Source organism: Bradyrhizobium sp. USDA 3315 (assembly GCF_054056795.1).
On sequence record NZ_JBSRYP010000001.1, the window covers coordinates 2,539,338 to 2,563,752 of the forward strand.

A 24,415-nucleotide genomic window follows, 5' to 3' on the forward strand; every position below is an offset into this window, starting at 1 on the left:
AGGTCGAATCCAATTCGTCGAATTTGACTGGAAACGCACCATGGCTGACCTCGAGAAATTCCGCGCGGAGACCCGCGCCTGGCTGGAGCAGAATTGCCCGGCGGAGATGCGCAAGCCGATGACCTCGGATGGCGATACCTTCTGGGGTGGCCGCAACACGAAATTCTCGTCCGAAGCGCAGCGCGTCTGGTTCGAGCGGATGCGCGACAAGGGCTGGACCGTGCCGCATTGGCCGAAGGAATATGGCGGCGGAGGCCTCGACGGCGAGGAGGCCAAGATCGTGCGCCAGGAGATGGCTGCGATCGGCGCGCGTCAGCCGCTGACCTCGTTCGGCATCTCGATGCTCGGACCGGCGCTGCTGAAATACGGCACCGAGGAGCAGAAGAAGGAGCATCTGCCGAAGATCACCGCAGGCCTGATCCGCTGGTGCCAGGGCTATTCCGAGCCGAACGCCGGCTCCGACCTCGCCTCGCTGCAGACCCGCGCGGTCGGCGACGGCGACGACTACATCATCAACGGCCAGAAGATCTGGACGTCCTATGCCAACTACGCCGACTGGATCTTCTGCCTGGTGCGCACCGATCCGGCGGCCAAGAAGCATGACGGCATCAGCTTCATCCTGTTCGACATGACCTCGAAGGGCGTGTCGACCAAGCCGATCCTGCTGATCTCGGGCTATTCGCCGTTCTGCGAAACCTTCTTCGACAATGTCCGCGTGCCGAAGTCGCATGTCGTCGGCACCGTCAATCGCGGCTGGGATGTCGCGAAATATCTGCTGCAGCACGAGCGCGCGATGATCTCCGGCATGGGCGAGCGCGGCGTCGGCCGTCCGCTCGGCCAGATCGCCGCCGACTCCGTCGGCGCGGACGCGCAAGGCAAGCTCGATGACGCGCAGCTGCGCAGCCAGATCGCGAGCTTCGAGGTCGACGAGGCCGCGCTCGCGGCCGCCGCCGAGCGCGCGGTCGATCTCGCCAAGGCCGGGCAGTCGCACCCGGCGTTCTCCTCGGCGATGAAATATTACGGCACCGAGCTCAACAAGCGCCGCTACGAGATCCTGATGTCGGCCGGCGGCATCGACGCGCTGGAATGGGAGAGCGACCGCTCCAAAGGCGGCGCCCGGCCGCGCGCCTGGCTACGCACCAAGGCCAATTCGATCGAGGGCGGCACCTCGGAGGTGATGCTCGGCATCGTCGCCAAGCGCATCCTCGATTTGCCGGGCGCGTGATCGCTGCACCGTCGTTCCGGGGCGTCGCGAAGCGGCGAACCCTAATGCGCAGTTGCGCATTGTGGAACCTCGAGATTCCGGGTTCGATGCTGTCGCATCGCCCCGGAATGACGAACTTAGACCGTTGCTTAGAACGTTAGATCGGATTTCCTATGGCCCTCGTCCTCACCGAAGAACAATCCATGCTGCGCGACAGTGCGCGCGGTCTCATCAGCGACAAGGCGCCGGTGGCGCATCTGCGCGGCCTGCGCGATGCCAAGGATGCCACCGGCTTCTCGCGCGATCTCTGGAAGACATTTGCGGAGATGGGCTTCTCCGGCCTGCTGGTGCCGGACCAGTTCGGCGGCAGCGGGCTCGGCTGCGTCGAGGCCGGCATCGTCATGGAGGAAATCGGCCGCACCTTGATGCCGTCGCCGTTCCTCGCGACCTCGGTGCTCGCCGCCTCGGCGCTGTCGCGCGGCGGCAGCGAGGCGCAGAAGGCGCAGCATCTGCCGAAGATCGCCGACGGCTCGCTGCTGGCGGCGCTCGCGATCGATGAGGGCGCCAAGCATCGCCCGCTGCAGACGAAGTTACAGGCCACGCGCTCCGGCAACGGCTTCAAGCTGTCGGGCGACAAGGCCTTCGTGGTCGACGGCCACACCGCCGACCTCCTGATTGTCGCCGCGCGCAGCGCGGGCAGCGCCGGCGACAGGAACGGGCTGACGCTGTTCCTGGTCGATCCGAAGGCGAAGGGGCTCGCGGTCGAGCGCACCGCGATGGTCGATTCGCACAACGCGGCGCGCATCGTGTTCGACAATGTCGAGGTCAACGCCGACGGCGTGCTCGGCGAAGTCGATCAGGGCTTTGGGCTGCTCGAGGGCGTGCTCAATATCGGCCGCGGCGCGGTGGCGTCCGAAATGGTCGGCCTCTCCGACGAGGTGTTCGGCCGCACCGTGGCCTATCTGAAGGAGCGCAAGCAGTTCGGCAAGGCGATCGGCGAATTCCAGGCGCTGCAGCACCGTGCCGCGCAGCTCTACATCGATATCGAGATTACGCGCGCCGCTGTGTTGAAGGCGCTGCAGGCGCTCGACACGGACATCGACAAGGCGGCCACCGCGGTCGCGGTGGCAAAGGCCCGCGCCGGCACCACTGCGACGCTGGCCGTGCAGGAGGGCGTGCAGATGCATGGCGGCATGGGCATGACCGACCAGTTCGACATCGGCTTCTTCATGAAGCGCGCCCGCGTCTGTCAGGAGCTGTTCGGCGACAGCAACTTCCACACCGACCAGCTGGCGAGCGGCAAGGGGTATTGATCTTCGCCGCGTCATTGTCGCTACGCAACACGCTGTCATCGCCCGGCTCGCCGCCTTCGCTCAAGCTTCGGCGCGCCTGAAAGCGAAAGCCTCGTCGAAGCCTTGGCGTAGACGGGACCGGGCGTTCCAGTATTCCAGAGACGTCGGCGCTTGAGCCGAGAAGCCGCGGCGTACTGGATCACCCGCTTTCGCGCGGGTGATGACAGCGGTGAGGGCGGCTTGGCATAGGCTCGTCATTGCGAGCGAAGCGAAGCAATCCATCTCTCCACTTGTGGCGAAATGGATTGCTTCGTCGCTTCAGCGCAAAATTGCTTTGCAATTCTGTCGCGAGCTCCTCGCAATGACGATGGAGAGTCTACCGGATCGGCGGCGCGTACTGGACGCCGCCGGCGTTCCAGAGTTGGTTCATGCCGCGCGGGATCTTCAGCTTGGAGTCGGCGCCGACGTTGCGGTCGTAGACCTCGCCGTAATTGCCGACATGGCGGATGATGCGCACCGCCCAGTCCTTGGTCAGACCGAGATCCTCGCCATAGCTGCCCTCGGTGCCGACCAGCCGCATCACCTCCGGCTTCTTCGACTTCAGCGCCTCGTCGATGTTCTTCGAGGTGATGCCGAGCTCTTCGGCGTTGATCATGGCGTACAGCGTCCACTTCACGATCATCATCCAGTCGTCGTCGCGCAAGCGCACCACCGGCGCCAGCGGCTCCTTGGAGATGATGTCGGCGAGGATCGTGTGGTCGCTCGGCTTGGCGAGGTTGAGCCGCAGCGCATAGAGCTGCGAGGCGTCCGATGTCAGCGTATCGCACTGGCCGGAGTTGTAGGCCTTCACGACGTCGTCCAGCTTGTCGAACTTCATCTCCGTGTACTTCATGTTGTTGGCACGGAAATAGTCGGCGAGATTGAGCTGCGTCGTGGTGTTGGCCTGCACGCAGACCTTGCTGCCGTTCAGGTCGAGCGCGGAATCGATGTTGCGCGAGCGTGGCAGCATGAAGCCCTGGCCGTCATAATAGGCGACCGCGGGGAAATAGAGGTCGTAGTTGGTCTCGCGCGACATGCTCCAGGTGGAGTTGCGCGAGAGGATGTCGACCTTGCGATTCTGCAGCTCCTTGAAGCGCTCGCTGGCGTCGAGCGGCACGAACTTCGCCTTCGACGGGTCGTCGAAGATCGCCGACGCGACCGCGCGGCAGAAGTCGACGTCGAAGCCGCTCCAGTTACCCTTGTCGTCCGGAATCGAGAAGCCCGGCAGGCCCTTGTTGACGCCGCACAGCACGTCGCCGCGACGGACGGTGCGCTTCAGCGTGCGGGTGTCGTAACGCTCATAGGTGATGGCGGCGGCCGCAACCAGTGCGGCGATCGCGAGCCCGATCGTCAGGCCGCCTCGAAATGTACGCATGGGTTCTCTCTCGCGAAGGATCGGGGGGAAAAGCGGGGCGGATATCGAAGGCGGGTAGAGATCAGAGTTCGGGCTTCTGCCGGATGATCACCTTGGTGCCGACCGGAACGCGGTTGTAGAGATCGGCGACGTCGTTGTTGACCAGGCGGAAGCAGCCGGAGGAAACGGCGGTGCCGATGGTGTCGGGCCGGTTGGTGCCGTGGATGCGGTAGACCGTGGTGCCGAGATACATCGCGCGTGCGCCGAGCGGATTGCCCGGGCCGCCCGCCATGAAGCGCGGCAGATAGGGCTGGCGCGCGATCATTTCCGGCGGCGGCACCCAGTCCGGCCACTCGGCCTTGCGGGTAATGCTCACCAGGCCCTGCCATTGAAAGCCTTCGCGGCCGACGCCGATACCGTAGCGGAGCGCGCGGCCATTACCCTGCACCAAATAAAGATGGCGCTCGGCGGTCGCGACGATGATGGTGCCCGGCGCCTCACTGGTCCGGTAATATACGACCTGCTTCTGCCATTCCGGGTCGAGCTCGTAGCCGTCGTCAGCAACAAGGCCGGGCTCGTCGGCGTCCGGGCGGTTCTGGGCGAAGCCCTGCGACGTCGACAGCACGAGCGCGCCCGTCGCGATCAACATCCAGACCAGGTGACGAAACTTCGTCATTGAAAGCTCTCCTTGTTGGCACGCGGCCAAATGGTTGCTCCACCCGCAAATCAGGCAGCATCAAATCTCAGCGGCAGCTTGATGGCAAGCTTAGGGCGGCATCACAGGTATATCCCTGTAATGCTTCTGTTTTTTGTCATTGATTGTCGCGGCACGTTGCGCGGGCCGCCTCATTTCGGCGCGATCCAGAGTCGCAAGGCGAACGAGATCAGCGCCACGGTGCCGACGCCGCCGAGCCAGAGCGCTGCGAACCACAGCAGGCGCTGGCCGAGCGGCCGCTGATTCGGGCTCTCGGGCATCAGTGGTATCCGTGGCCGGGGCGCACCTTGCCGCGGAACACCCAATAGGCCCAGGCGGTGTAGCCGAGGATCAGCGGCACCAGGATCGAGACACCGACCAGCATGAAGACCTGGCTGTTGGTCGGTGCCGCCGCCTGCCAGATCGTGATGCTCTGCGGCACGATGTACGGATACATGCTGATGCCGAGTCCGGCATAGGACAGCGCGAACAGCCCGAGCGTCAGGAAGAACGGCTGATGGTCGTTCTTGTTGCTCAGCGCGCGCAGCAGCAGCGCGGTGACGGCGGCGACCGCGATCGGCACCGGCGCGGTGAGGATGATGTTGGGCCAGGCGAACCAGCGCTGGGTGTACTGCACGCTGAGGAACGGCGTCGCGATGCTGACGGCGCCGATCGCGCAGAGCATCGCGACCAACAACATCCAGCTCAGATGATAGGCGCGGTCGCGCAACTCGCCCTCGGTCTTCATCACCAGCCAGGTCGCGCCGAGCAGCGCGTAGCCGATCACCAGCGCGACGCCGGTCAGGACGCTGAACGGCGTCAGCCAATCCCACCAGCCGCCGGCGTACTGGCGGCCCTCGACATGGATGCCCTGCAGGATGGCGCCGAGCGCGATCCCCTGCGCCAGTGTCGCAAGCAGCGAGCCGCCGGCGAAAGCGATATCCCATTTGTTGCGCGCCTTCTGGGTCCGCCAGCGGAATTCGAAGGCGACGCCGCGGAACACGAGGCCGAGCAGCATCGCGATCATCGGCGTGTAGAGCGCCGGCATCAGCACCGCATAGGCCAGCGGAAACGCCGCCATCATGCCGCCGCCGCCGAGCACCAGCCAGGTCTCGTTGCCGTCCCACACCGGCGCCACCGTGTTCATGATGACGTCGCGGTCGGTCTTTTGCGGAAACAGTGGGAACAGGATGCCGAGGCCGAGATCGAAGCCGTCCATCACGACATAGACGAACACGGCAAAGGCGATGATGAAGGCCCAGATCGTGGCGAGATCGATCATCGCGCGCCCTCCACGGCTGCGCCCGCCGCCGGCGTGATGCCGGCTGCGCGGGCGGGAAGATCCTTTGTCGGGCCCTGCTCGCCGGGATGCGGCGGCTGCGCCATCAGCCGCAGGATGTAGATCACGCCCGCGGTGAACACGGCGAAATAGACGATGATGAAGGCGATCAGCGACGAGCCCACCGCGGGCGCCGCCAGCGGCGACGCCGAATCGGCGGTCCGCAGCAGCCCGTAGACCGTGAACGGTTGCCGCCCGGTCTCCGTGGTGATCCAGCCCGCGAGCACCGCGATGAAGCCGGCGGGGCCCATCAGCACGGCGAAGCGATGCAGCAGCGGCGACTGGTACATCATCCCCCGCCAGCGCATCAAAAGGCTGAGCAGGCCGAGCCCCATGATCAGGAAGCCGAGGCCGACCATGATGCGGAACGACCAGAAGGTGATCGGCACCGGCGGCCAGTTCTCGCGCGGCACGGTGTCGAGGCCGGCCAGCGGCGCGTCGAGCGAATGCTTCAGGATCAGCGACGACAGTTTCGGCACCTCGATCGCATACTTCACCTTCGCCTCACGCTGGTCGGGCCAGCCGAACAGGATCAGCGGCGCGCCGTCCTTGTGGCTCTGGTAATGGCCTTCCATCGCCATCACCTTGGCGGGCTGGTGCTCCAGCGTGTTGAGGCCGTGCTGGTCGCCGGCGAGGATCTGGATCGGCGCCACCAGGGTGGCCATCCACATCGCCATCGAGAACATCACGCGCGCTCCCGCCAGATGCTGGTCGCGCAGCAGATGCCAGGCACCGACCGCGCCGACCACGAGCGAGGTGGTGAGGTACGCCGCCAGCACCATGTGCACGAGGCGATAGGGGAACGACGGATTGAAGATCACCTTGAGCCAGTCGGCGGCGACGAACTGGCCGTCGGCGTTGACGGCGTGGCCGGTCGGTGTCTGCATCCAGGAATTGGCCGACAGAATCCAGAACGCCGAGATCAGCGTGCCGATCGCGACCATCAGCGTCGCCACGAAGTGCAGCCTGGGGCCGACGCGCTCGAGCCCGAACAGCATCACGCCGAGGAAACCGGCTTCCAGGAAGAATGCGGTCAGCACCTCATAGGCCATCATCGGGCCGATCACCGGCCCGGTCTTGTCGGCAAAGGACGACCAGTTGGTGCCGAACTGGTAGGACATCACGATGCCCGAGACCACGCCCATGCCGAACGCGACCGCGAAGATCTTCAGCCAGTAATTGAACAGGTTGATGTAGACCTCGCGCCTGGTGGCAAGCCACAGCGCTTCCAGCACCGCGAGATAGCTCGCAAGCCCGATCGAGAATGCGGGAAGCACGATGTGGAACGACATCGTGAAAGCGAATTGCGCGCGGGCGAGTACGACCGCATCCCAGCCTTCGAACATTACGCACCATCCGTCGTCGACCTGGCGTGGACCTTACCACGTCAGCTGTGACGACAAAGAGGGCGATTGTCCGACTAGAGCGGGTTGAGTTTTGGCTGGATCGGCTTGGCGCGGTCCCGGTTCACCTCTCCCCGTCGGGGAGAGGTGAGCTTTCGACGCCGTTCCAGCTCAACCTGATTTTCATCAGGCTTTAGCTATTGGCGTTGAGCAGCCGCGCGACGGTGCGGTCGATCTCGTCGTACTGTCCCTCGCCGGCGTGCTGGAACACGATCTTGCCGTTCTGGTCGATCACGTATTGCGCCGGCCAATACTGGTTGCGGTAGGCGTTCCAGGTCTGCGAATTGTTGTCCTGCGCCACCGGATAGAGGATGCCGTGCCGCTTCAGCGCCGCCTGCACGTTGGAGGCCGAATGCTCGAACGGGAATTCCGGCGTGTGGACACCGATCACGACGAGGCCGCGATCCCGGTACTTCGAATAGAGCTGGGTCACGTGCGGCAGCGTGTTGACGCAGTTGACGCAGCCATAGGTCCAGAAATCCACCAGCACGACCTTGCCGCGCAGGTCGGCGAGCCTGAGCGGCTGCGAATTGAACCAGTTGCTGATGCCGACGAATTCGGGCGCGGTCTGGCTCTGTTCGGCGGTCATGGCGATCGCCCGCGGCACCGGCTGCGCCGGCGCGTCTGACTCGGTGCAGAGGCCGGGAATGACGGCGCCGCCGAGGCCAAGGCCCGTAACCAGAGCGGATACGGCAATCAAGCGCAGGGACATCGATATCTCCTTTGGGCTTACAGGCCGATCTGGCCGTTGGGATAGAACTGGGTCAGCCATGCCACGATCAGCGTGTCGTATTGCAGGTAGGACAGCGCGGCGAATGCGACGATCACGACGCCGAAGCCCTGCTGCAGGCGCGGCGCGATCCGCGCCATGCTGCGCACGCGCGTGGTGACGGCCTGTCCGCCATAGGCAATCGCAAGCATCGGGATCGCGGCGCCGATCGCGTAGGTGACGAGCTGCAGGCTCGCCCACGCGGTGTCCTTCGAGGTCGCGACGATGGTCAGGATCGAGCCGAGCACGGGGCCGGCGCACGGCGTCCACACCAGGCCGAGCGTAGAGCCGAGCACGAAGCCGCCGAACAGGCTTTGCGACGGCGCCGCCTGTCCGACGTTGCCGGTAGCGCCGGTGAGCCGGATCGACAGCCATTCGAACGGCGCCGGCCAGATCATCAGGAGGCCGAAGCCCGCGAGCAGCACGGCCGCGCCGGTCCGCAGCACGTTCGGATCGAAATCGAAGGCGCGCGTGATCGCGCTCAGCAGCAATGCCACCGCAGAGAATGACATCACGAAGCCGAGCGCGATCATCGCGGGCCGCGCCTTGCCGGTCTGGCCTATCGATACCCCGAGCAGGATCGGCAGCATCGGCAGGGTGCAAGGGGCGGCGACGGTGGCGACACCGGCAAGCAGGGCAAGGGCAAGGCTGAGCATCGTCATCCGTCCATCAGAGTCCCGGCGCGCCAGAGGGCCGTGCCGGGTACGCCTGATGTTCTTCGCAAGGACGGTTTGGCCGTTACGGCGGACCGGTCGCGGGCCGCGTCACGTCTGTGTGAGGCGAGGCGCACTCGGCTTCACGACGTCGCGCCAAATACAGAGCGACCCGGCTGGGGGGCATCCCGGCCGGGTCGTTGGAGGCTACTTGGGAGGTTAGAACGAAGAGGTATCGAAATCGGTTCAGTGGATTGGGGTTGGGGTTGCGTCGTTGGATATAGGTATAGAGGTCGCGTTTTTCCGGGTGATGTCGTCGATTGTTTCAATTGTTTCGTCGCCTGAATTTTTCGGCTTCGTGGACAATTGCCCAGGTCGCGTTATTTCCCTTTAAGGTGTTGAATTTGCAGTCTTTTATGCGGCGACGCTATCCACGCCGGCACCCCGCAGGAGGTCGGCGAGCTGCTTGCGGGCATAGAACATGCGGGTCTTCACCGTGCTCTGCGGGATCCCGATGATCTGCCCGGCCTCCTCGACCGACTTCTCATGGTAGTAGACCAGATTGATGATCTCGCGGTGAGCCGGCGACAGCTTGGCCACACAGGCGCGCAGGATCTCGCTGGTGGTGGCGCGATCGAGCGAGGTTTCCGGCGTGTCGGCGCCGTCGGCGATCTCCAGCACGTCGTCCTGGTCGATGTCCTCATGCTTGCGCTGGCGCAGCGCGGTCAGCGCCTTGAAGCGGGCGATCGAGAGCAGCCAGGTCGAGACCTGCGAGCGGCCCTCGAATTGGGCCGCGGTGCGCCAGACGTCCAGGAACACCTGGCTCACCAGGTCCTCGGCCATCGTGGTGTCGCGCACCATGCGGAGCACGAAGCGGTAAACCCGGACGTTATGACGGGAATAGAGCGTGTGCATCGAGGTGCGGTTATTCTTGGCGATACGCGCGAGCAGCGTTTCATCCGAGGTCGCGCGAGCAGCGTCGATATGCTTCGTGGCTGCAGAGTTGATGGCGATGACGTTCGGCATGACAGGCTCCCAGTTCGCCGTTGGGCGGCGGTTCGTTGGGAGAATTGTTAGTTACGGCCCGTTTCCGGATGTCTGCGCGAAAAGCGGAAAATGGTTTCGTGAACGGGAGAATTGTTTCGTCGCCGGCCCGACGACGAAACATTCGGGACCAAAAAGCCAATAATTTCAATGCGAGGAAAATTCGAACGGCCGGATTCCCGCCGTCGGAACGAATCCGGCTGTTATGACTTCTGGCACTGTCGGGGCTTATTCGGCCGCCTGCAGCGAGGGCGCCGCCTTTTTCGGGGCAATCCAGAACGCATCGGGCCGTTCGAACAGGAAATTGGCCCGCGCCGCCAGCGCCAGCCGCCAGATCACGAGCGAGCCGGCGACGCCGACCGCGGTCACGATCAGCGAGATCAGGCCGATGTCGTGGATGACGCCGAAGCGCAGCAGAAGGGTGCGTGACGCAGCCATCGGCAGGAAGAAGGCGAGATAGATCACGATCGAATGCTCGCCGCAGAAGCGCAGGAAGCCGAGCCAGTGCGCGCGCGCCAGCAGCGTGCCGGTCACGATGATCGCGCAGGCGCCGGCAAAGCCGAGTGCCAGCGAGACGACCGGCCATTCGCTCACCTCGAGCGCAACCAGGCCGCCATTGATCAGCGCCCAGAGCCCAAGCCCGAGCAGGGCAAGCGCAGGCCGTGCCCGCGCGCGGTCCGAGAGCGCGAACACGTAATCGGAGAGGACATAGCCGGTGTAGAAGTAGACGAAGCGGGAGCAGAACTCGTCGATCACGGTCCAGCCGGTCGCGACATGCGCGGTCTCCAGCGCTGTTGCGATCAGCCAGATCACGAGCGGGTGGACGTTGCGCGCGAGCTTGGTGACGACGAAGAAGATCGGCAGCAGATAGATGAACCACAGCGTGCCGAACGGCTCGATGAAGGATTCGAGGTATTGCAGTCCAACCTGGGCCCAACCGGTCTCGGCGGCCAGCGACGGCGCCTTGAAGCCGAACTGGATCGTCATCCAGAGCACGTAGAAATAGGCGAAGTGCATCACCTTGCGGTCGAGATAGGTGCGCCAGTCGCGATCGATCACGACCGACAGGAACAGGCCCGAGATCAGGAAGAAGTCCGGCATCCGGAACGGCTTCGCGAACATCACGACGTAGTGCATGAAGCCGGTCTGGTCCGCGGCCTTCTCGACCCCCAGCACCGAATGCATCATCACGACCATGATGATGCAGATGCCCTTGGCGTAGTCGACCCAGTCGACGCGTCCGCTCGCGCCTGGGGCGGAACGATCTGTCGCAGCGGCTGTGCCGTTCGTGGTCATCTTTGTCTCGTTCCGGCGTGATCGTGCCTATCATCGGCCCGATCGGTTGCTTTCTCCTTTATTGATACAAATGGTGTGCCACCAAGCCGGACCTTTCCGCGGGTTTCCCGTGACCGGCGAATGGTCTAAGAGGCGAGGGAATCCGACACGGATTGTTAACCATGGGACGCAGCCCGGCCCGAGCGCCGCTGCGATGATGAAAAGTCCTTGCCGCGCCAATTCGATAGTCCGCTGCCGATCGACGCCGTGCTCGATGAGCTCGATCGCACGCTCGAGGGCCACAACGCCGCGGTGCTGGTGGCGCCGCCGGGCGCCGGCAAGACCACGCGCGTGCCGTTGGCGTTGCTCGATGCACCCTGGGCGAGGGGCAAGAAGATCATCGTGCTGGAGCCGCGCCGCATCGCCGCGCGCGCCAGCGCGGAGCGGATGGCGAAGACGCTCGGCGAGCGTGCCGGCGAGACCGTCGGCTATCGCGTGCGCTTCGGCTCGAAGGTGTCGCGCGCGACTCGGATCGAGGTCGTCACCGAAGGCATCTTCTCGCGCCAGATCCTCGACGATCCCGAGCTCAACGGCGTCGCCGCGGTGCTGTTCGACGAATTCCACGAGCGCTCGCTCGATGCCGATCTCGGGCTGGCGCTGGCGCGCGACGCGCAGACCGGCCTGCGCGAGGACCTGCGGATCCTCGTGATGTCGGCAACGCTCGACGGCGCACGCGTCGGAAAACTGCTCGGCGACGCGCCGGTGGTCGAAAGTGAGGGGCGCGCCTTTCCGGTCGAGACCCGTTACGTCGGCCGCAAGGTCGACGCGCCGCTGGAGCGGCAGATGGCCGAGACGATCGCGGCCGCGCTGCGCGCCGATGCCGGCTCGGTGCTCGCCTTCCTGCCGGGCGCCGCCGAGATCCGCCGCACCCAGACTTTTTTGGCCGAGCGCGTGCACGACGCCGCGGTCGAGATCGTGCCGCTGTTCGCCGCGCTCGATGCCAGCGTGCAGGATCGCGCCATCGCGCCGGCGCCGAAGGGCACCCGCAAGGTGGTGCTGGCGACCTCGATCGCCGAGACCTCGCTGACCATCGAGGGCGTCCGCATTGTGGTCGATTCCGGCCTCGCGCGGGTGCCGCGCTACGAGCCAGACATTGCATTGACGCGGCTCGAGACTGTGCGGGCGTCGCGCGCCGCGGTGGATCAGCGGCGCGGCCGCGCCGGCCGCATCGAGCCCGGCGTCTGCTACCGGCTCTGGGACGAGCCGCAGACCGCGTCGCTACCGGCCTACACCGCGCCCGAAATCCTCTCCGCCGATCTGTCCTCGCTGGTGCTCGACCTCGCGCAATGGGGCGTCAGCGATCCCGCGGGCCTTGCCTTCCTCGATCCACCGCCGGGACCGGCGCTGAAGGAAGCCAGATCGCTGCTGTCGGAGCTCGGGGCGCTCGACGGTGATGGCCGCATGACAGAGGAAGGGCAGAGCCTGCGCGCGCTGGCGCTGCCGCCGCGGCTGGCGCGCATGATCGTGGATTCCGCCCGCTTCGGTATGGGCGAGGAGGCGGCCGAGATCGCCGCGGTTCTGACCGAGCGCGGGCTCGGCGGCGACAGTGTCGATCTCGACGTCAGGCTCGACCAGTTCCGCCGCGACCGTTCGCAGCGCGCATCGAGCGCTCGCAGCATGGCGGCGCGCTGGGCCGCGCAGGTGAAGTCGGCTGTCGGCGAAGCGAAGGATCTCTCCACCGGCGTCATGCTGGCCTTCGCATTCCCGGATCGGGTCGCCAGGAACCGCGGCAATGGCAGCTTCGTGCTGGCCAACGGCCGCGGTGCCGCCGTCGAGCAGACCGCGGCGCTGGCGCGGCTGCCTTATATCGCGGTCGCCGAACTGACCGGCACGGCCGCGAGCGGCCGCATCCTGCTGGCGGCGCCGATCACCCAGGAGGAGATCGAGCAGCGTTTCGCCGACCAGATCGAGAACGTGGAAGAGGTGACGTTCGACCGCGGCGCGATGGCGCTGCGCGCGCGGCGCCGGCGTTCGCTGCACGCGATCACGCTGTCGGAAGCACCGATGTCGCTGTCGCCCTCGGCCGAGACCGCGCGCGTCTTCGCCGACGGGCTCATCGCGGCCGGGCTCGACCGGTTGCCGTGGTCGAAGCACTCCAAGCAATGGCGCGACCGTGTCATGTTCCTGCGCAAGGCCGAGGACGAGAGCTGGCCCGATCTGTCCGACACCGCGCTCGCCGCGCGTGCCGACGACTGGCTGGTGCCGGCGCTCTACGACAAGACCGCGCTGAAGGACCTGTCCGCCGGCGACCTGTCGGACGCGCTGATGGCGTTGCTGCCGTGGGAATTGCGCGCGCGGCTCGATCGCGAGGCGCCGACGCATTTCGAGGCGCCGACCGGAACGCAGCTCGCGATCGATTACGAGGCCGAGCAGGGCCCGACCATCGCGGTGCGGCTGCAGGAGCTGTTCGGGCTCAACACCCATCCCTCGATCGCCAAGGGCGCGGTGCCGCTGGTGCTGGAACTGCTGTCGCCGGCACAGCGGCCGGTGCAGGTGACGCGCGATCTGCCCGGCTTCTGGCGCGGCAGTTACGCTGCGGTGCGTTCCGACCTGCGCGGCCGCTATCCGCGCCATCCCTGGCCGGAAGATCCCGCCAGCGCGATGCCGACCAGGCGCGTGAAACCGCGCGGCACGTGACGGGTCGCGAATCTCATGCATCGCCGTCATTGCGAGGAGCGATAGCGACGAAGCAATCCATCGTTCCGCGCATGCCGCACGATGGATTGCTTCGCTTCGCTCGCAATGACGGGCATAGACCCGCACCATCCGGGACGTAACGCTGGCGAGCGTCCGCAAACGGTGGTTAGATTTGCGCGCTGGGAGGGGATCACGGGCTCGCAGTTTGGGGAGGTCACCGTGGAGATCAAGAACGCATCGCCGTCGCTGTACAACGAAGACCTGGCGCCGGCCAAGGAACGCAACTGGGGCGCCTTCAGCATCTTCAACGTCTGGACCTCGGACGTGCATAGCCTGTGGGGCTATTATCTCGCCGCCAGCCTGTTCCTGCTCTGCGGCAGCTTCGTCAATTTCATCCTCGCGATCGGCGTCGGGTCGCTGGTGATCTTCGTGCTGATGAGCCTGATCGGCAATGCCGGCGTGAGGACCGGCGTGCCCTATCCGGTGCTGGCGCGCGCCTCGTTCGGGGTCTGGGGCGCCAACATTCCGGCGCTGGTCCGCGCCGTCGTCGCCTGCTTCTGGTACGGGGCGCAGACCGCGGCGGCCTCGGGCGCGATCGTTGCGCTGCTGACGCGCATCGACAGCTTCAAGGCGTTCCACCAGTCCAGCCATATGCTCGGCCATTCCACGCTCGAGGTGATCTGCTTCGTCGTGATCTGGGCTTTGCAGCTCCTGATCATCCAGCGTGGCATGGAAACGGTGCGGCGCTTCCAGGACTGGGCGGGACCTGCGGTGTGGTTGATGATGCTGATCCTTGCGATCTATCTGTGCATCGCGGCCGGCGGCATCTCGCTCACCGCGCCGATCCCGCAGGACGTGCTGCTGGAGAAGACCAAGGAGGCTGGCGTACCCGGCGTGCCCGGCTCGTTCCCGGCGCTGTGCGCCGTCGCCGCGACCTGGATCACCTATTTCGCCGCGCTTTATCTCAACTTCTGCGACTTCTCGCGCTATGCGCCCGATGCAGCCGCGCTGCGCAAGGGCAATATCTGGGGCCTGCCGGTCAATCTGATCCTGTTCTCGCTGGTCGCCGGCGTCACCACGATCGCGGCGTTCAACGTCTATCACGAGGTGCTGCTGCATCCCGACCAGATTTCGGCGAAGTTCGACAGCTGGTTCCTGGCGCTGCTCGCGGCGGTCACCTTCGCGGTGGCGACGCTCGGCATCAACGTCGTCGCCAATTTCGTCTCGCCGGCGTTCGATTTCTCGAACGTGTTTCCGCGGCATATCGACTTCAAAAAGGGCGGCTATATCGCAGCAACGATCGCGCTGGCGCTGTATCCGTTCGCGCCCTGGGAGGGCAGCGCCGCCTCGTTCGTCGGGCTGATCGGCGCGACGATGGGACCGATCTTCGGCGTCATGATGGTCGACTATTACCTGATCGCCAAAGGCCGTGTGAACGTGCCGGCGCTGTATCAGGAGAACGGCGAATATCGCTTTCAGAACGGCTGGAACGTCAGCGCGCTGATCGCCGCCGGCATCGGCGCGCTGTTCTCGTCGGTGCTACCGAACTTCACCTCGATCCTGCCGGCGTGGTGGGCGGTCTATGGCTGGTTCTTCGGTGTCGGGATCGCGGGCGCGGTCTATTACGCGCTGCGCGTTGCGATGCCGAGCCCGGTCGCCAGGACGGCCTGAGAGACGGCCTGAGAGACGGCCTGAGGGCCGGAAATTGCGGCCCTCGCGCGCGACCGACGTCATTCGGCCGCCCCTTGGGGCTCGCATTAACCCTTCGCTCATCCTTTTCGCCAAAATGGCAGGCTCGTGCCGCCGCCCTCGCTCGCGGCGGGGCGGGCGGCGTGGTGAAATTACGTGTTCGGTTTTCCGAGTATGGTGTCATGCGTAACCTGATGATTTTCGCGGCCATCCTGATCGGGCTGGGCACCTTCATGGCTCAGATGGCCAGCAAGATGTCGCCCGCCGCCGCGACCACCACAAAGCAGATCATGGCCCCAGCCGTCACGGTGGCGCAGGCCAGCGCCCGCACGCTCAGTATTGCGCCCGATCCTCGCGGTCATTTCGCGACCGACGGCCGGATCGACGGCCAGCGCATCAACTTCATGGTCGACACCGGCGCCTCGGTGGTAGCCCTGAACGAAACGTCCGCGGCACGCTTCGGCCTGCGTCCGGTGCCGGGCGATTACACCTCGCGCGTCACCACTGCCAACGGCACCATCAAGGCCGCGCGCGCCCGCATCGCCATGATCGAGATCGGCGGCCTCACCGTGCGCGACGTCGATGCCCTGGTGCTGCCCGACGAGGCGCTGTCGGAAAACCTGCTCGGCCTGTCCTTCCTGTCGAAGCTGAAGCGCTTCGAATATGCCAACGGCAAATTGTTGCTGGAGCAGTAAGGCCGATTGGCATCAAAGCCTATCCAAGTCTTCCGCCGGATGTCTTCCTCCGTGATGCGCATCGTCTCCTCAGAACGGCAGAAATTCCGCCGAAACTGAGGAAGGCGGACACACGAGTCGCCGCGAGGGAATTCAGTGCGCTGCTTGTTCACATTTTGGGAATGAGAGCGTAGTCGAGTCGATCTTCGCGACGGCGCGGCATTTGCGCCAGACGTTCGCGGGCAACGTCAGACCTGAGGCGCTTTCGCAGAGCGTCGCGCCGATCTCCCGGCGTGCTCACTGTAAATCCCTACTGCACTCTCTGATATAGCCGGGCGGGTCGTCGACATTCGGGCAGCGCACGACCTGAACGCAAAAGACTTCATCACCGTGTTTGAATATCGAGACTTTTAAACGCTCGCCTCTCTCCGTCGGTTTCCCGATAATAGCTATGCCTAGGCCGGCATCGTCACCCGATAGCGACACCTCATCTTCCCCAAAAGGAAAAACGGATAAACACTCTTTCGGCACATCAATCCATTGCCCATTGTGTTCAATGCGCATCGACCGTTCCAAGCCTACCCCAAACCCTTTCTTTTCCGGGTTTCGGTCGCAAACTGCCTTGAGGGTGCGAAGTTCGATCTTCGCAAGATCCCCGCCTTGTTGATTTTTGAAAGTCAAAGTCACGACATCCGGCTTACACCAGGGGCCCGAGTTTGCCTTGCATACCGTTGAATTGGCGAGCAGAAGGCATAAGGCTCCGGCGAGCACGAACATTTTCATCGGCGTGACTCAATATTTGTATCGATTCCAATCAGGCATTCTCGACCCCGTTGGCTTGCCGTGAAGCCAATACAAATAGCTCCCATCCCAAGATCCAACCCACGCTCGATAATCCGGAGTTTTCTGCGAATAAGCCTTCGCATTGTCTAGATCTCCATCAATCTCGTGCTGATCATCCCAGTGCATGTGCCGACGTGCCACCGCACCGCTGTCGCCAAACCCCACACCACCGCCCAGCGCTCCGTCTTGGAATCCGCGCGCTATCTGATCGTAGTAATATAGTCCGCCGCGCTTATGAATTTCCACGCCCAGTTCCGGGATAAAACCCCTGCTCTTGGTCTCTTCCGGGTAATATTGGGCACCAAGGTCTATCATTTCCTTACGGGCAGCGTCCCATGCGCGCTCCGCGCTCTCGAAACCGATCCCCGCATTGCGGCTCGGAAAGTCGCCACCTTCGGCGCCGCCAAAGCGCTTGATGCCAGCGACGCCACCCGATCCGCTGGGGCTGTTGCCAGTCGCCGGCCCGTTGACGCCGGGCTGACCGGCTGCTGTCGCGGGCTGCTGCGGCTGGGGTTGCGCTGGTTGAGTCGGTGTCGGCGGCTGCTGAATCTGCGCCTGTTGAGTTACGCCATCCGCGGCGAACGGGTCGTGGTCAACGGGAACGAGCGAGTAGGCATCGAAATCCGGCTGATGGTCCACCGGCACCAGAAAGTAATCAAGCATTGATCATCACCTACAGATATTGCGGGCATCTTCGGGCGAGCGCGTGCGGCGCGCCTCGCGGAGAGTGCTGGGTTGGCTTTGAGTGTTTGAAGGCAAGTGCTTGAAGGCAAGTGCTTGAAGGATAGCTTGCGCAGCGGCGCGGAAGTGTCGCTTCCGGCTCGGCTTGTCCATCGTGTTCGCCGGACCGCCGCCTGTCGGCGAGGTCGGCCCTGGCTATCGGCCAGCTCAGTTCGTTGCGGTGGCCAATTGCGGCGCGCCCGGCAGGGGATTGGCCGACAGCGTCTTGTCCAATTCAAAAAGCCCGCAGCGGATTTTCCGGTGCGGGCTTAATTGTTGCGACGATGAAAATATATCGGTGAGTTGCCCGACGTGTCAATTGTTCGACGCGCAGATTGCAGAGCGCCGGGAGCGGCTGAAATAACAACCGCACGGCAATGCCTGTCCTTGCCTAGCGCCGCCCCTGCAGAAACCATGCTGGGTCAGAGCGATTAGCGGTCAAGCAGCTCGCAGGGCGCAACGGCGTGGCGTGTTGCGCCGCCGTGCAAGGATGGGTGGATGACGACAGTATTTCGCCGACGCCAAATCTGCCTTAATTATTGGCCACAAGCCGTCAATCCTGCCTTCCGCTGCGGCGATGCATTCGCTAAAGCCAGCGGCATCGCTCCTCCGCATTTCCACGAGGCCATTTCTGATGTTTCCCAAGCCGAAACCCGTGCTGGTTCCGAACACCTATGCCTTCGAATCCGAGCCGATGGTGAAGCCGACCGGGTTTCGCGAGTACGACGCGCGCTGGCTGTTCAACAAGGAAATCAACCTGATGGGCGTGCAGGCGCTGGGCATGGGGCTCGGCGCGCTGATCGCGGAGCTCGGCGTCCGCCAGGAGATCGTCACCGGTCACGATTTCCGCGGCTATTCCGCCTCGATCAAATACGCGCTGATCTCGGGGCTGATGGCGGCGGGCTGCAAGGTGCATGACATCGGGCTCGCGGTGACGCCGATGGCCTATTTCGCGCAGTTCGATCTCGACGTGCCCTGCGTCGCCATGGTCACCGCCTCGCACAACGACAATGGCTGGACCGGCGTCAAGATGGGCGCCAACCGTCCGCTCACCTTCGGTCCTGACGAGATGTCGCGGCTGAAGGCAATCGTGCTCAACGCCGAATTCAACAACACGGCCGGCGGCTCCTATCAATTCCACGAGAATTATCCGGCGCGCTACATCGCCGACCTCACCAGCCGGCCGAAGCTGAAGCGCAGGCTGAAGGTCGTCGCGGCCTGCGGCAACGGCACCGCGGGCGCGTTCGCGCCGCAGGTGCTGGAGGCGATCGGTTGCGATGTGATCCCGCTCGACACCGAGCTCGATCACACCTTCCCGAAATACAATCCGAACCCCGAAGACATGGAGATGCTGCACGCGATCCGCGATGCGGTGCTGGCGCACAAGGCCGATGTCGGCCTCGGCTTCGACGGCGACGGCGACCGCTGCGGCGTGGTCGACAACACCGGCGAGGAGATCTTTGCCGACAAGGTCGGCGTCATGCTGGCGCGCGACATGTCGGCGATCAACGCCAACGCGCAGTTCGTCGTCGACGTGAAGTCGACCGGGCTGTTCGTGACCGATCCCGTCTTGCGGAAGCAGGGCGCGAAGACGGTCTACTGGAAGACCGGCCATTCCTACATGAAGCGGCGCACCAATGAGCTGGGCGCGCTCGCCGGCTTCGAGAAGTCGGGCCACTTCTTCTTCAACAAGCCGTTCGGCCGCGGTTATGACGACGGCCTGGTGTCGGCGATCGCTATCTGCGAAATGCTCGACCGCGCCCCCCGCAAGTCGATGGCCGACCTGAAGAACGCGCTGCCGAAGACCTGGTCGTCGCCGACCATGTCGCCGCATTGCGCCGACGAGGCGAAGTACGGCGTCGTCGACGCTGTCGTGAAGCACTTCGAGGCGTTGCAGCAGCAGGGCGGGAAGGTCGCGGGCCAGAACATCCGCGACCTCGTCACCGTCAATGGCGTGCGCGTCACGGTCGAGGACGGCAGCTGGGGCCTGGTGCGCGCGTCCTCGAACAAGCCGGAACTCGTGGTCGTGGTGGAAAGCCCGGTCAGCGAGCGGCGCATGCACGACATGTTCGAGGCGATGGATGCCGTGCTGCGCACGCATCCCGAGGTCGGCGAGTACAATCAGAAGATCTGAGGACGCGGCTCCTGGATCGTCATTGCCGGGCTTGACCCGGCAATCCATCTCGGAAAAGCTTTCTTGAAAATCGATGGGCACGCGGGTCAAGCCAGCGTGCGACGGTCGGTGTCCGCAGCTTCACGCCGCCCGCAGCGAGGCCAGGAAGCGGTCCAGCTCGGTCTTCAGCCACTCCGATTGCGACGACAGGCCGTTGGCCGCATCGAGCAGTTGTGCGGTCGCGCTGCCGGCCTGCTCTGAGGCGCGGTTGACGTTGAGGATGCCCTTGTTGACATCCCGCGTGCGATCGGCGGCCTGCTGCAGATTGCTGGAGATCTCGCGGGTCGCCGCGCCCTGCTGATCGACGGCGGCCGCGATCTCGCCGGAGACGTGGTCGATCTCCGCGATCGTGGTGCCGATGCTGCCGATCGCGCTGACGGCAGCACCCGTCGCGCTCTGGATGTCCTGGATCTGGGCCGAAATCTCCTCGGTCGCCCTGGCGGTCTGGTTGGCCAGTGCCTTGACCTCGCTTGCGACGACGGCGAAACCGCGGCCATGCTCGCCGGCGCGCGCCGCTTCGATGGTGGCGTTCAGGGCGAGCAGATTGGTCTGGCTGGCGATGCTCTGGATCAACGTCACCACCTCGCCGATCTTCTGTGTGCCGGCGGCAAGGCCTTCGACGACGCTGTTGGTGCGGCGTGCCTCGTCGGCGGCCTTGGCGGCGATCCGCGCCGAGCGCGTCACCTGCTCGGCGATGTTGTTGATCGAGGCCGTCAGCTCCTCGGTCGCGGACGCGACGGTTTCCACATTGCTCGAGGCCAGCGTCGATGCGGAGGCGGCGGCGGTGGCCTGGCGGATGGTTTCCGCGTTGCTGCCGTTCATCGTTGCCGACAGGTCCTGCATCGCGCCCGCCGCCACCGCGACGGCCTCGACGACCTCGCCGATCTTGCGCTCGAAGCCGGCGGCGAGCTCGCGCCGCGCGGCATCGCGATCGTGCTTGGCGCGTTCGGCCTCGATGCGCTCGGCATTGGCGCGCGCCTCGGCGGCACCGGCGGCCTCGGCCTCCGCCGCCTTCTGCGCCGACGTCCTGAACAGTTCGGCAAGCGTGTGCGCGAGCCAGATCAACACGCCGGCCTCGATCAGCAGGATCACGGCGTGGAGAACGACGCGACCGAAATCGGCGCCGCCGGGATAGATCGCAGCCGGCAGGATGAAATTCAGCGTCAGGTGGTGCAGGGCAACCGCCAAAGTGCCGGCGACGATCGGCCGATAGTCGCAATAGGCGACGAGGCACGCCAGCGCGGCGAAGAAATACATGTGCATGTCGACCTGCCAGCGGTGGCCGGCAAACTGGTAGACCAGCATCGACACGCCGGCCATCAGGGCCACGGCAACGATCAGGCGGGTTGAAACGCCGTTCCCCGAGACGCGCCACGACAACGTCGCGGCCAGCGCCATCGCGACCATGAAGCCGGCCGGCATCAGCCAGTCGGTGTGCAGCGTCATGCCGACGATGATCGCGATCGGAACATGCAGCCAGAGCACCACGAGCAGGATCTTGCTGGCCGTCTCGCGCAGGGCGGCCATTTCATCGCCTTCGAAGGTCATCTCCAACCCCCAGATCGTCATCCGCCCTGAAGCAGCCGGCGATCGCCTGCGGATCCATGGTCAGCAAGGCGCCGGCCTCGTACAGCCGGCCCAGCCCGCCATTGCGGTCAGGCCGCACCACCAGCAGGGCCGGGATCGCGGTCATCCGAACGATCGACGCATTGGCGGACGCGGCGGCCAGCAGCGCGCGCTCGGCGCGCCACCATGGCGGAAAGGCCACGGCCACCACGTCGCTGCCCGCACGCACCTGCAACGACAGCGTTGCGACCGCGATCCAGCTCGCGATCAGCAATGCGGCCGCGCCAAGCCAGGCAGGCCGTCGTCTCGCTGGGATGATCTCCCCCGACTCCATCGCAGCAGAATACCGCTGCCGGCGCTAACTTCAGGTAAATGCCGAACCGGCCAACTACCTGGGAGCGTATCGTGTAGGATTGTGCGGCGGCGCTTACGCCGCCGGCACCGGCAGCGCCGTCACCGACTTGATCTTCTCCATCGCGAAGCGCGAGGTGACGTTCTTCAGCGGCACGGCGCTGATCAGCTTCTTGTAGAAGACGTCGTAGGCCTGCATGTCCGCGACCACGACGCGCAGCATGTAGTCGACGTCGCCGGCCATCCGGTAGAACTCCATCACCTCGGGCATGGCGCTGACGGCGTCGGCGAATTTGCGCAGCCAGGCTTCCGAATGGTCGGCGCTCTCGACCGAGACGAACACCGAAATCCCGAGGCCGATCTTGTTCTGGTCGACCAGCGCCACGCGGCGCAGGATCACGCCGTCGGCCTCCAGCCGCTGGATGCGCTTCCAGCACGGCGTCGACGACAGTCCGACCCGGTCGCCGATCTCGGCGACGGAGAGCGACGCATCCTCCTGCAACACGGTCAGAATCTTGCGGTCGATCGCGTCGAGGCGGCGGCTGTTGTCATGAAGCTGAATGGCGACATCGGTCATAGAAGAAAGTTCCATATGAAGGTTCAATATTCCTCATATAGAGAAGAATCTTCTAAATCAAGCGATTCGTGGCGGCTCAGGCCGGCTTGGCGTCGGCGTGCTGACCCAAAAACTCTTCAACTTCAGTACGTTGCGGTGCGGCATAAGCACCCCCGAAGCGGGTGCATTTCAGCGCTGCAGCAGCCGAGGCGAAGCGGAGCGCGTCGCGCAGCGGCTGTTTCTCGGTGATGGCGAGGGCGAAGGCCCCGTGGAAGACGTCGCCGGCCCCGAGCGTGTCGACGGTATGGACCGGGAAGGCCGGGGTTTCCTCCAGCTCGCCGTTCTCGTTGAGCCAGATCGTGCCCATCGGCCCGCGGGTGCCGGCCAGGAAGGAGGGGGTGAGCTTGGCGAGTTTGTGCAGCGCCTGGCCGTCGTCGGTGACGTCGGCGGTCTCCTGCAGCGGCTCGCTGGAGAACACCAGATGGGAGGAGGCGGTGAGCAGCCCCTCCCGCATCGACATCGCGCGGTCGACGTCGACCACCACGGGGATGCCGCGCTTGACCGCCTCGGCGCAAAGCTCGGTGCAGAACGGCGCGCAGCGGCTCTCGGTCAGGATCGCCGCGCAATCCTCCAGCAACAGCTCGGTCGGCGGCAGCTTGACCTTCCAGAGTTCCGGATCGCGGAAGGTGACGATGGTGCGTTCGCCGCTGTCGTCGATCATGATCGCCGAGATCGGGGTGACCAGGTTCGGCATGTGGATCAGATGATTGGTCTCGATGCCTTCCTGGGCGAGCTTGTCGAAGATGTAGCGGCTCGAGGTCTCCTGCGAATCGCCCATCGGTCCGCAGATCGAAGCGCGCCCGCCCAGTCGGACGATGCCGATGGCGGCGTTCAGCGCATTGCCGCCGCAGATCTCGTCGAAATGCGTCGCATTCTCCTTGGAGCCGCGCGCCGGGACGCTGACGCGAAAGGTCAGGTCGCGCACCGGCAGGCCGATGCAGAGGATGCGGGGCGGGACTTTCGGGGCGCCGTTCTGAAAATTCATGCGGGGATCCGTCGCAATGGTTCCGTTACTGCCAGAACTGTGTCCAGCTTTAATCGGCAGAACGATGTCCGGTTCCCGCTATTTGTCCAACGGGTTCTGGTGATGCACCCAGCGGCCGAGCAGATGATGGGCAATCGCGAACGGATGCGGGCCGGCGAGCCCTTCGGGATGCTGGCGCTTCAGCATCAGCGACGCCTCGGCATGGTCGAACCAGCGCGCATCTTCCAGCTCGGTGCGGTCGACCACGATGTCCTCGTTGGTCGCGCGCGCGGTGCAGCCGATCATCAGCGATGACGGATAGGGCCAGGGCTGCGTCATGTAGTAATTGACGTCGGTGCAGCGGATGCCGGACTCCTCGAAAATCTCGCGCCGCACGGCGTCCTCGATGGTCTCCGCGGCTTCCACGAACCCGGCGAGGCAGGAATACATGCCGGGCATGAACTGCTTCTGCCGTCCCAGCAGCACCTTATCGCCATACGTGACCAGCATGATCACCACCGGGTCGGTGCGCGGAAAGTGCTCGGCCTTGCAGCTCGGGCATTCGCGCTTCCAGCCGCCGTCCTTCATCGCCGTGCGGGTGCCGCAGTTCGCGCAGAAGCCGTGGCGCTGATGCCAGGTCACCATCGATTTCGCCATCGCGATGGCCGAGAGCTGCTCGGGCGGCACCACCCCCTGCATCGCCATGCCGCGCAATTCGGTGATCGCGACGTCGGCGCGTCCGACCAGCTTCTCGGCCGCCTGCGGCGCGATCCCCATGCCGAAGATCGGCGCGGCGTCGCGCAGCCCGAGGAAGATCGTGCCGGGATTGGCGCCGTAGCTGCGGGCTTCCTCCAGCGAAAGCAGTGCGCGGGCCCCGCCATCCTCCTGCTTCACGACCAGCGAGTCGCGATAGATCACATAGGCTCTAGCTTCGCGGTGGCCCTCCAGCGCGAACAGCTTCTCGTCGTTAGTGCGCAGATGCGCGGCGCGGTCCAGCACGTGGGTGACGAAGGCCGGCTGGCCGAGCGGAAATGAATCGAATGCAGACATTGAATG

The 24,415-nt window shown here is 64.9% G+C and carries 22 protein-coding genes; 6 read left to right on the plus strand and 16 right to left on the minus strand.

Going from position 1 to position 24,415, the window contains the following annotated elements; translation table 11 throughout:
- Positions 1-40 precede the first annotated feature (40 nt).
- Both ACVIYL_RS11595 and ACVIYL_RS11600 read left to right on the plus strand, forming a co-directional pair.
- Positions 41-1,225, plus strand: a complete 1,185-nt coding sequence (locus ACVIYL_RS11595; protein WP_225649429.1) for an acyl-CoA dehydrogenase family protein — start codon at positions 41-43, stop codon at positions 1,223-1,225.
- A 152-nt stretch (positions 1,226-1,377) separates the two neighbouring features.
- On the plus strand, positions 1,378-2,517 hold the full coding sequence (locus ACVIYL_RS11600) for an acyl-CoA dehydrogenase family protein (RefSeq protein WP_456778592.1): 1,140 nt from the start codon (positions 1,378-1,380) through the stop codon (positions 2,515-2,517).
- 355 nt (positions 2,518-2,872) lie between these two features.
- On the opposite strand, the gene ACVIYL_RS11605 is transcribed toward ACVIYL_RS11600, so the two are convergent.
- From ACVIYL_RS11605 to ACVIYL_RS11645, 9 genes are all read right to left on the minus strand, one after another.
- Complete coding sequence (locus ACVIYL_RS11605) at positions 2,873-3,910, minus strand: amino acid ABC transporter substrate-binding protein (RefSeq protein ID WP_456778593.1); 1,038 nt, start codon at positions 3,908-3,910, stop codon at positions 2,873-2,875.
- Between the two features lie 61 nt (positions 3,911-3,971).
- On the minus strand, positions 3,972-4,565 hold the full coding sequence (locus ACVIYL_RS11610) for a L,D-transpeptidase (RefSeq protein ID WP_057018994.1): 594 nt from the start codon (positions 4,563-4,565) through the stop codon (positions 3,972-3,974).
- Positions 4,566-4,735: 170 nt separating this feature from the next.
- Positions 4,736-4,864, minus strand: coding sequence for a DUF2474 domain-containing protein (locus tag ACVIYL_RS11615; RefSeq protein ID WP_141339964.1), 129 nt, complete (start codon positions 4,862-4,864; stop codon positions 4,736-4,738).
- Positions 4,864-5,865, minus strand: a complete 1,002-nt coding sequence (gene cydB, locus ACVIYL_RS11620) for a cytochrome d ubiquinol oxidase subunit II (RefSeq protein WP_168858892.1) — start codon at positions 5,863-5,865, stop codon at positions 4,864-4,866. The genes ACVIYL_RS11615 and cydB overlap by 1 nt, the downstream gene beginning before the upstream one ends.
- Complete coding sequence (locus tag ACVIYL_RS11625; RefSeq protein ID WP_456778594.1) at positions 5,862-7,268, minus strand: cytochrome ubiquinol oxidase subunit I; 1,407 nt, start codon at positions 7,266-7,268, stop codon at positions 5,862-5,864. Before ACVIYL_RS11625 ends, cydB begins: the two co-directional genes overlap by 4 nt.
- A 190-nt stretch (positions 7,269-7,458) precedes the next feature.
- The gene (locus ACVIYL_RS11630; protein WP_456778595.1) at positions 7,459-8,037 is read right to left on the minus strand and encodes a redoxin domain-containing protein; all 579 of its coding nucleotides are present in this window, start codon (positions 8,035-8,037) and stop codon (positions 7,459-7,461) included.
- 17 nt (positions 8,038-8,054) lie between these two features.
- The gene (locus ACVIYL_RS11635) at positions 8,055-8,750 is read right to left on the minus strand and encodes a cytochrome c biogenesis CcdA family protein (RefSeq protein WP_310881131.1); all 696 of its coding nucleotides are present in this window, start codon (positions 8,748-8,750) and stop codon (positions 8,055-8,057) included.
- A gap of 411 nt (positions 8,751-9,161) precedes the next feature.
- A complete protein-coding gene (locus ACVIYL_RS11640; RefSeq protein WP_057018990.1) occupies positions 9,162-9,773 on the minus strand; it encodes a sigma-70 family RNA polymerase sigma factor in 612 nt (203 codons plus the stop codon).
- Positions 9,774-10,019: 246 nt separating this feature from the next.
- Positions 10,020-11,087, minus strand: a complete 1,068-nt coding sequence (locus ACVIYL_RS11645; RefSeq protein WP_456778596.1) for an acyltransferase family protein — start codon at positions 11,085-11,087, stop codon at positions 10,020-10,022.
- A 207-nt stretch (positions 11,088-11,294) separates the two neighbouring features.
- Between ACVIYL_RS11645 and hrpB the strand changes: the two genes are divergently transcribed.
- The 3 genes from hrpB (at position 11,295) to ACVIYL_RS11660 (ending at position 16,147) form a co-directional block, all read left to right on the plus strand.
- Positions 11,295-13,763: an ATP-dependent helicase HrpB gene (gene hrpB, locus ACVIYL_RS11650; protein WP_456778597.1), complete on the plus strand. Its 2,469-nt coding sequence runs from the start codon at positions 11,295-11,297 to the stop codon at positions 13,761-13,763.
- 219 nt (positions 13,764-13,982) lie between these two features.
- Complete coding sequence (locus ACVIYL_RS11655; RefSeq protein WP_456778598.1) at positions 13,983-15,434, plus strand: NCS1 family nucleobase:cation symporter-1; 1,452 nt, start codon at positions 13,983-13,985, stop codon at positions 15,432-15,434.
- 212 nt (positions 15,435-15,646) lie between these two features.
- A complete protein-coding gene (locus tag ACVIYL_RS11660; protein WP_316398627.1) occupies positions 15,647-16,147 on the plus strand; it encodes a TIGR02281 family clan AA aspartic protease in 501 nt (166 codons plus the stop codon).
- A gap of 276 nt (positions 16,148-16,423) precedes the next feature.
- On the opposite strand, the gene ACVIYL_RS11665 is transcribed toward ACVIYL_RS11660, so the two are convergent.
- Both ACVIYL_RS11665 and ACVIYL_RS11670 read right to left on the minus strand, forming a co-directional pair.
- Positions 16,424-16,909, minus strand: coding sequence for a hypothetical protein (locus tag ACVIYL_RS11665; RefSeq protein ID WP_143029463.1), 486 nt, complete (start codon positions 16,907-16,909; stop codon positions 16,424-16,426).
- Between the two features lie 9 nt (positions 16,910-16,918).
- Positions 16,919-17,632 (minus strand): hypothetical protein, encoded by a 714-nt coding sequence (locus ACVIYL_RS11670; RefSeq protein WP_456778599.1) that lies wholly within the window; start codon positions 17,630-17,632, stop codon positions 16,919-16,921.
- Positions 17,633-18,323: 691 nt separating this feature from the next.
- On the opposite strand from ACVIYL_RS11670, the gene ACVIYL_RS11675 reads away from it, so the two are divergent.
- A complete protein-coding gene (locus tag ACVIYL_RS11675) occupies positions 18,324-19,823 on the plus strand; it encodes a phosphomannomutase/phosphoglucomutase (protein WP_456778600.1) in 1,500 nt (499 codons plus the stop codon).
- Between the two features lie 120 nt (positions 19,824-19,943).
- Here the strand turns inward: ACVIYL_RS11675 and ACVIYL_RS11680 are convergent, their stop codons facing one another.
- From ACVIYL_RS11680 to nudC, 5 genes are all read right to left on the minus strand, one after another.
- On the minus strand, positions 19,944-21,410 hold the full coding sequence (locus ACVIYL_RS11680) for a methyl-accepting chemotaxis protein (RefSeq protein ID WP_456778601.1): 1,467 nt from the start codon (positions 21,408-21,410) through the stop codon (positions 19,944-19,946).
- Positions 21,391-21,702, minus strand: coding sequence for a hypothetical protein (locus tag ACVIYL_RS11685; RefSeq protein ID WP_456778602.1), 312 nt, complete (start codon positions 21,700-21,702; stop codon positions 21,391-21,393). Before ACVIYL_RS11685 ends, ACVIYL_RS11680 begins: the two co-directional genes overlap by 20 nt.
- Before the next feature lie 153 nt (positions 21,703-21,855).
- Positions 21,856-22,356, minus strand: coding sequence for an Lrp/AsnC family transcriptional regulator (locus tag ACVIYL_RS11690; protein ID WP_016848075.1), 501 nt, complete (start codon positions 22,354-22,356; stop codon positions 21,856-21,858).
- A gap of 76 nt (positions 22,357-22,432) precedes the next feature.
- Complete coding sequence (locus ACVIYL_RS11695) at positions 22,433-23,380, minus strand: sugar kinase (RefSeq protein WP_038385636.1); 948 nt, start codon at positions 23,378-23,380, stop codon at positions 22,433-22,435.
- Between the two features lie 78 nt (positions 23,381-23,458).
- Positions 23,459-24,409: an NAD(+) diphosphatase gene (gene nudC / locus ACVIYL_RS11700; protein ID WP_076834914.1), complete on the minus strand. Its 951-nt coding sequence runs from the start codon at positions 24,407-24,409 to the stop codon at positions 23,459-23,461.
- Between the last annotated feature and the right edge of the window lie 6 nt (positions 24,410-24,415).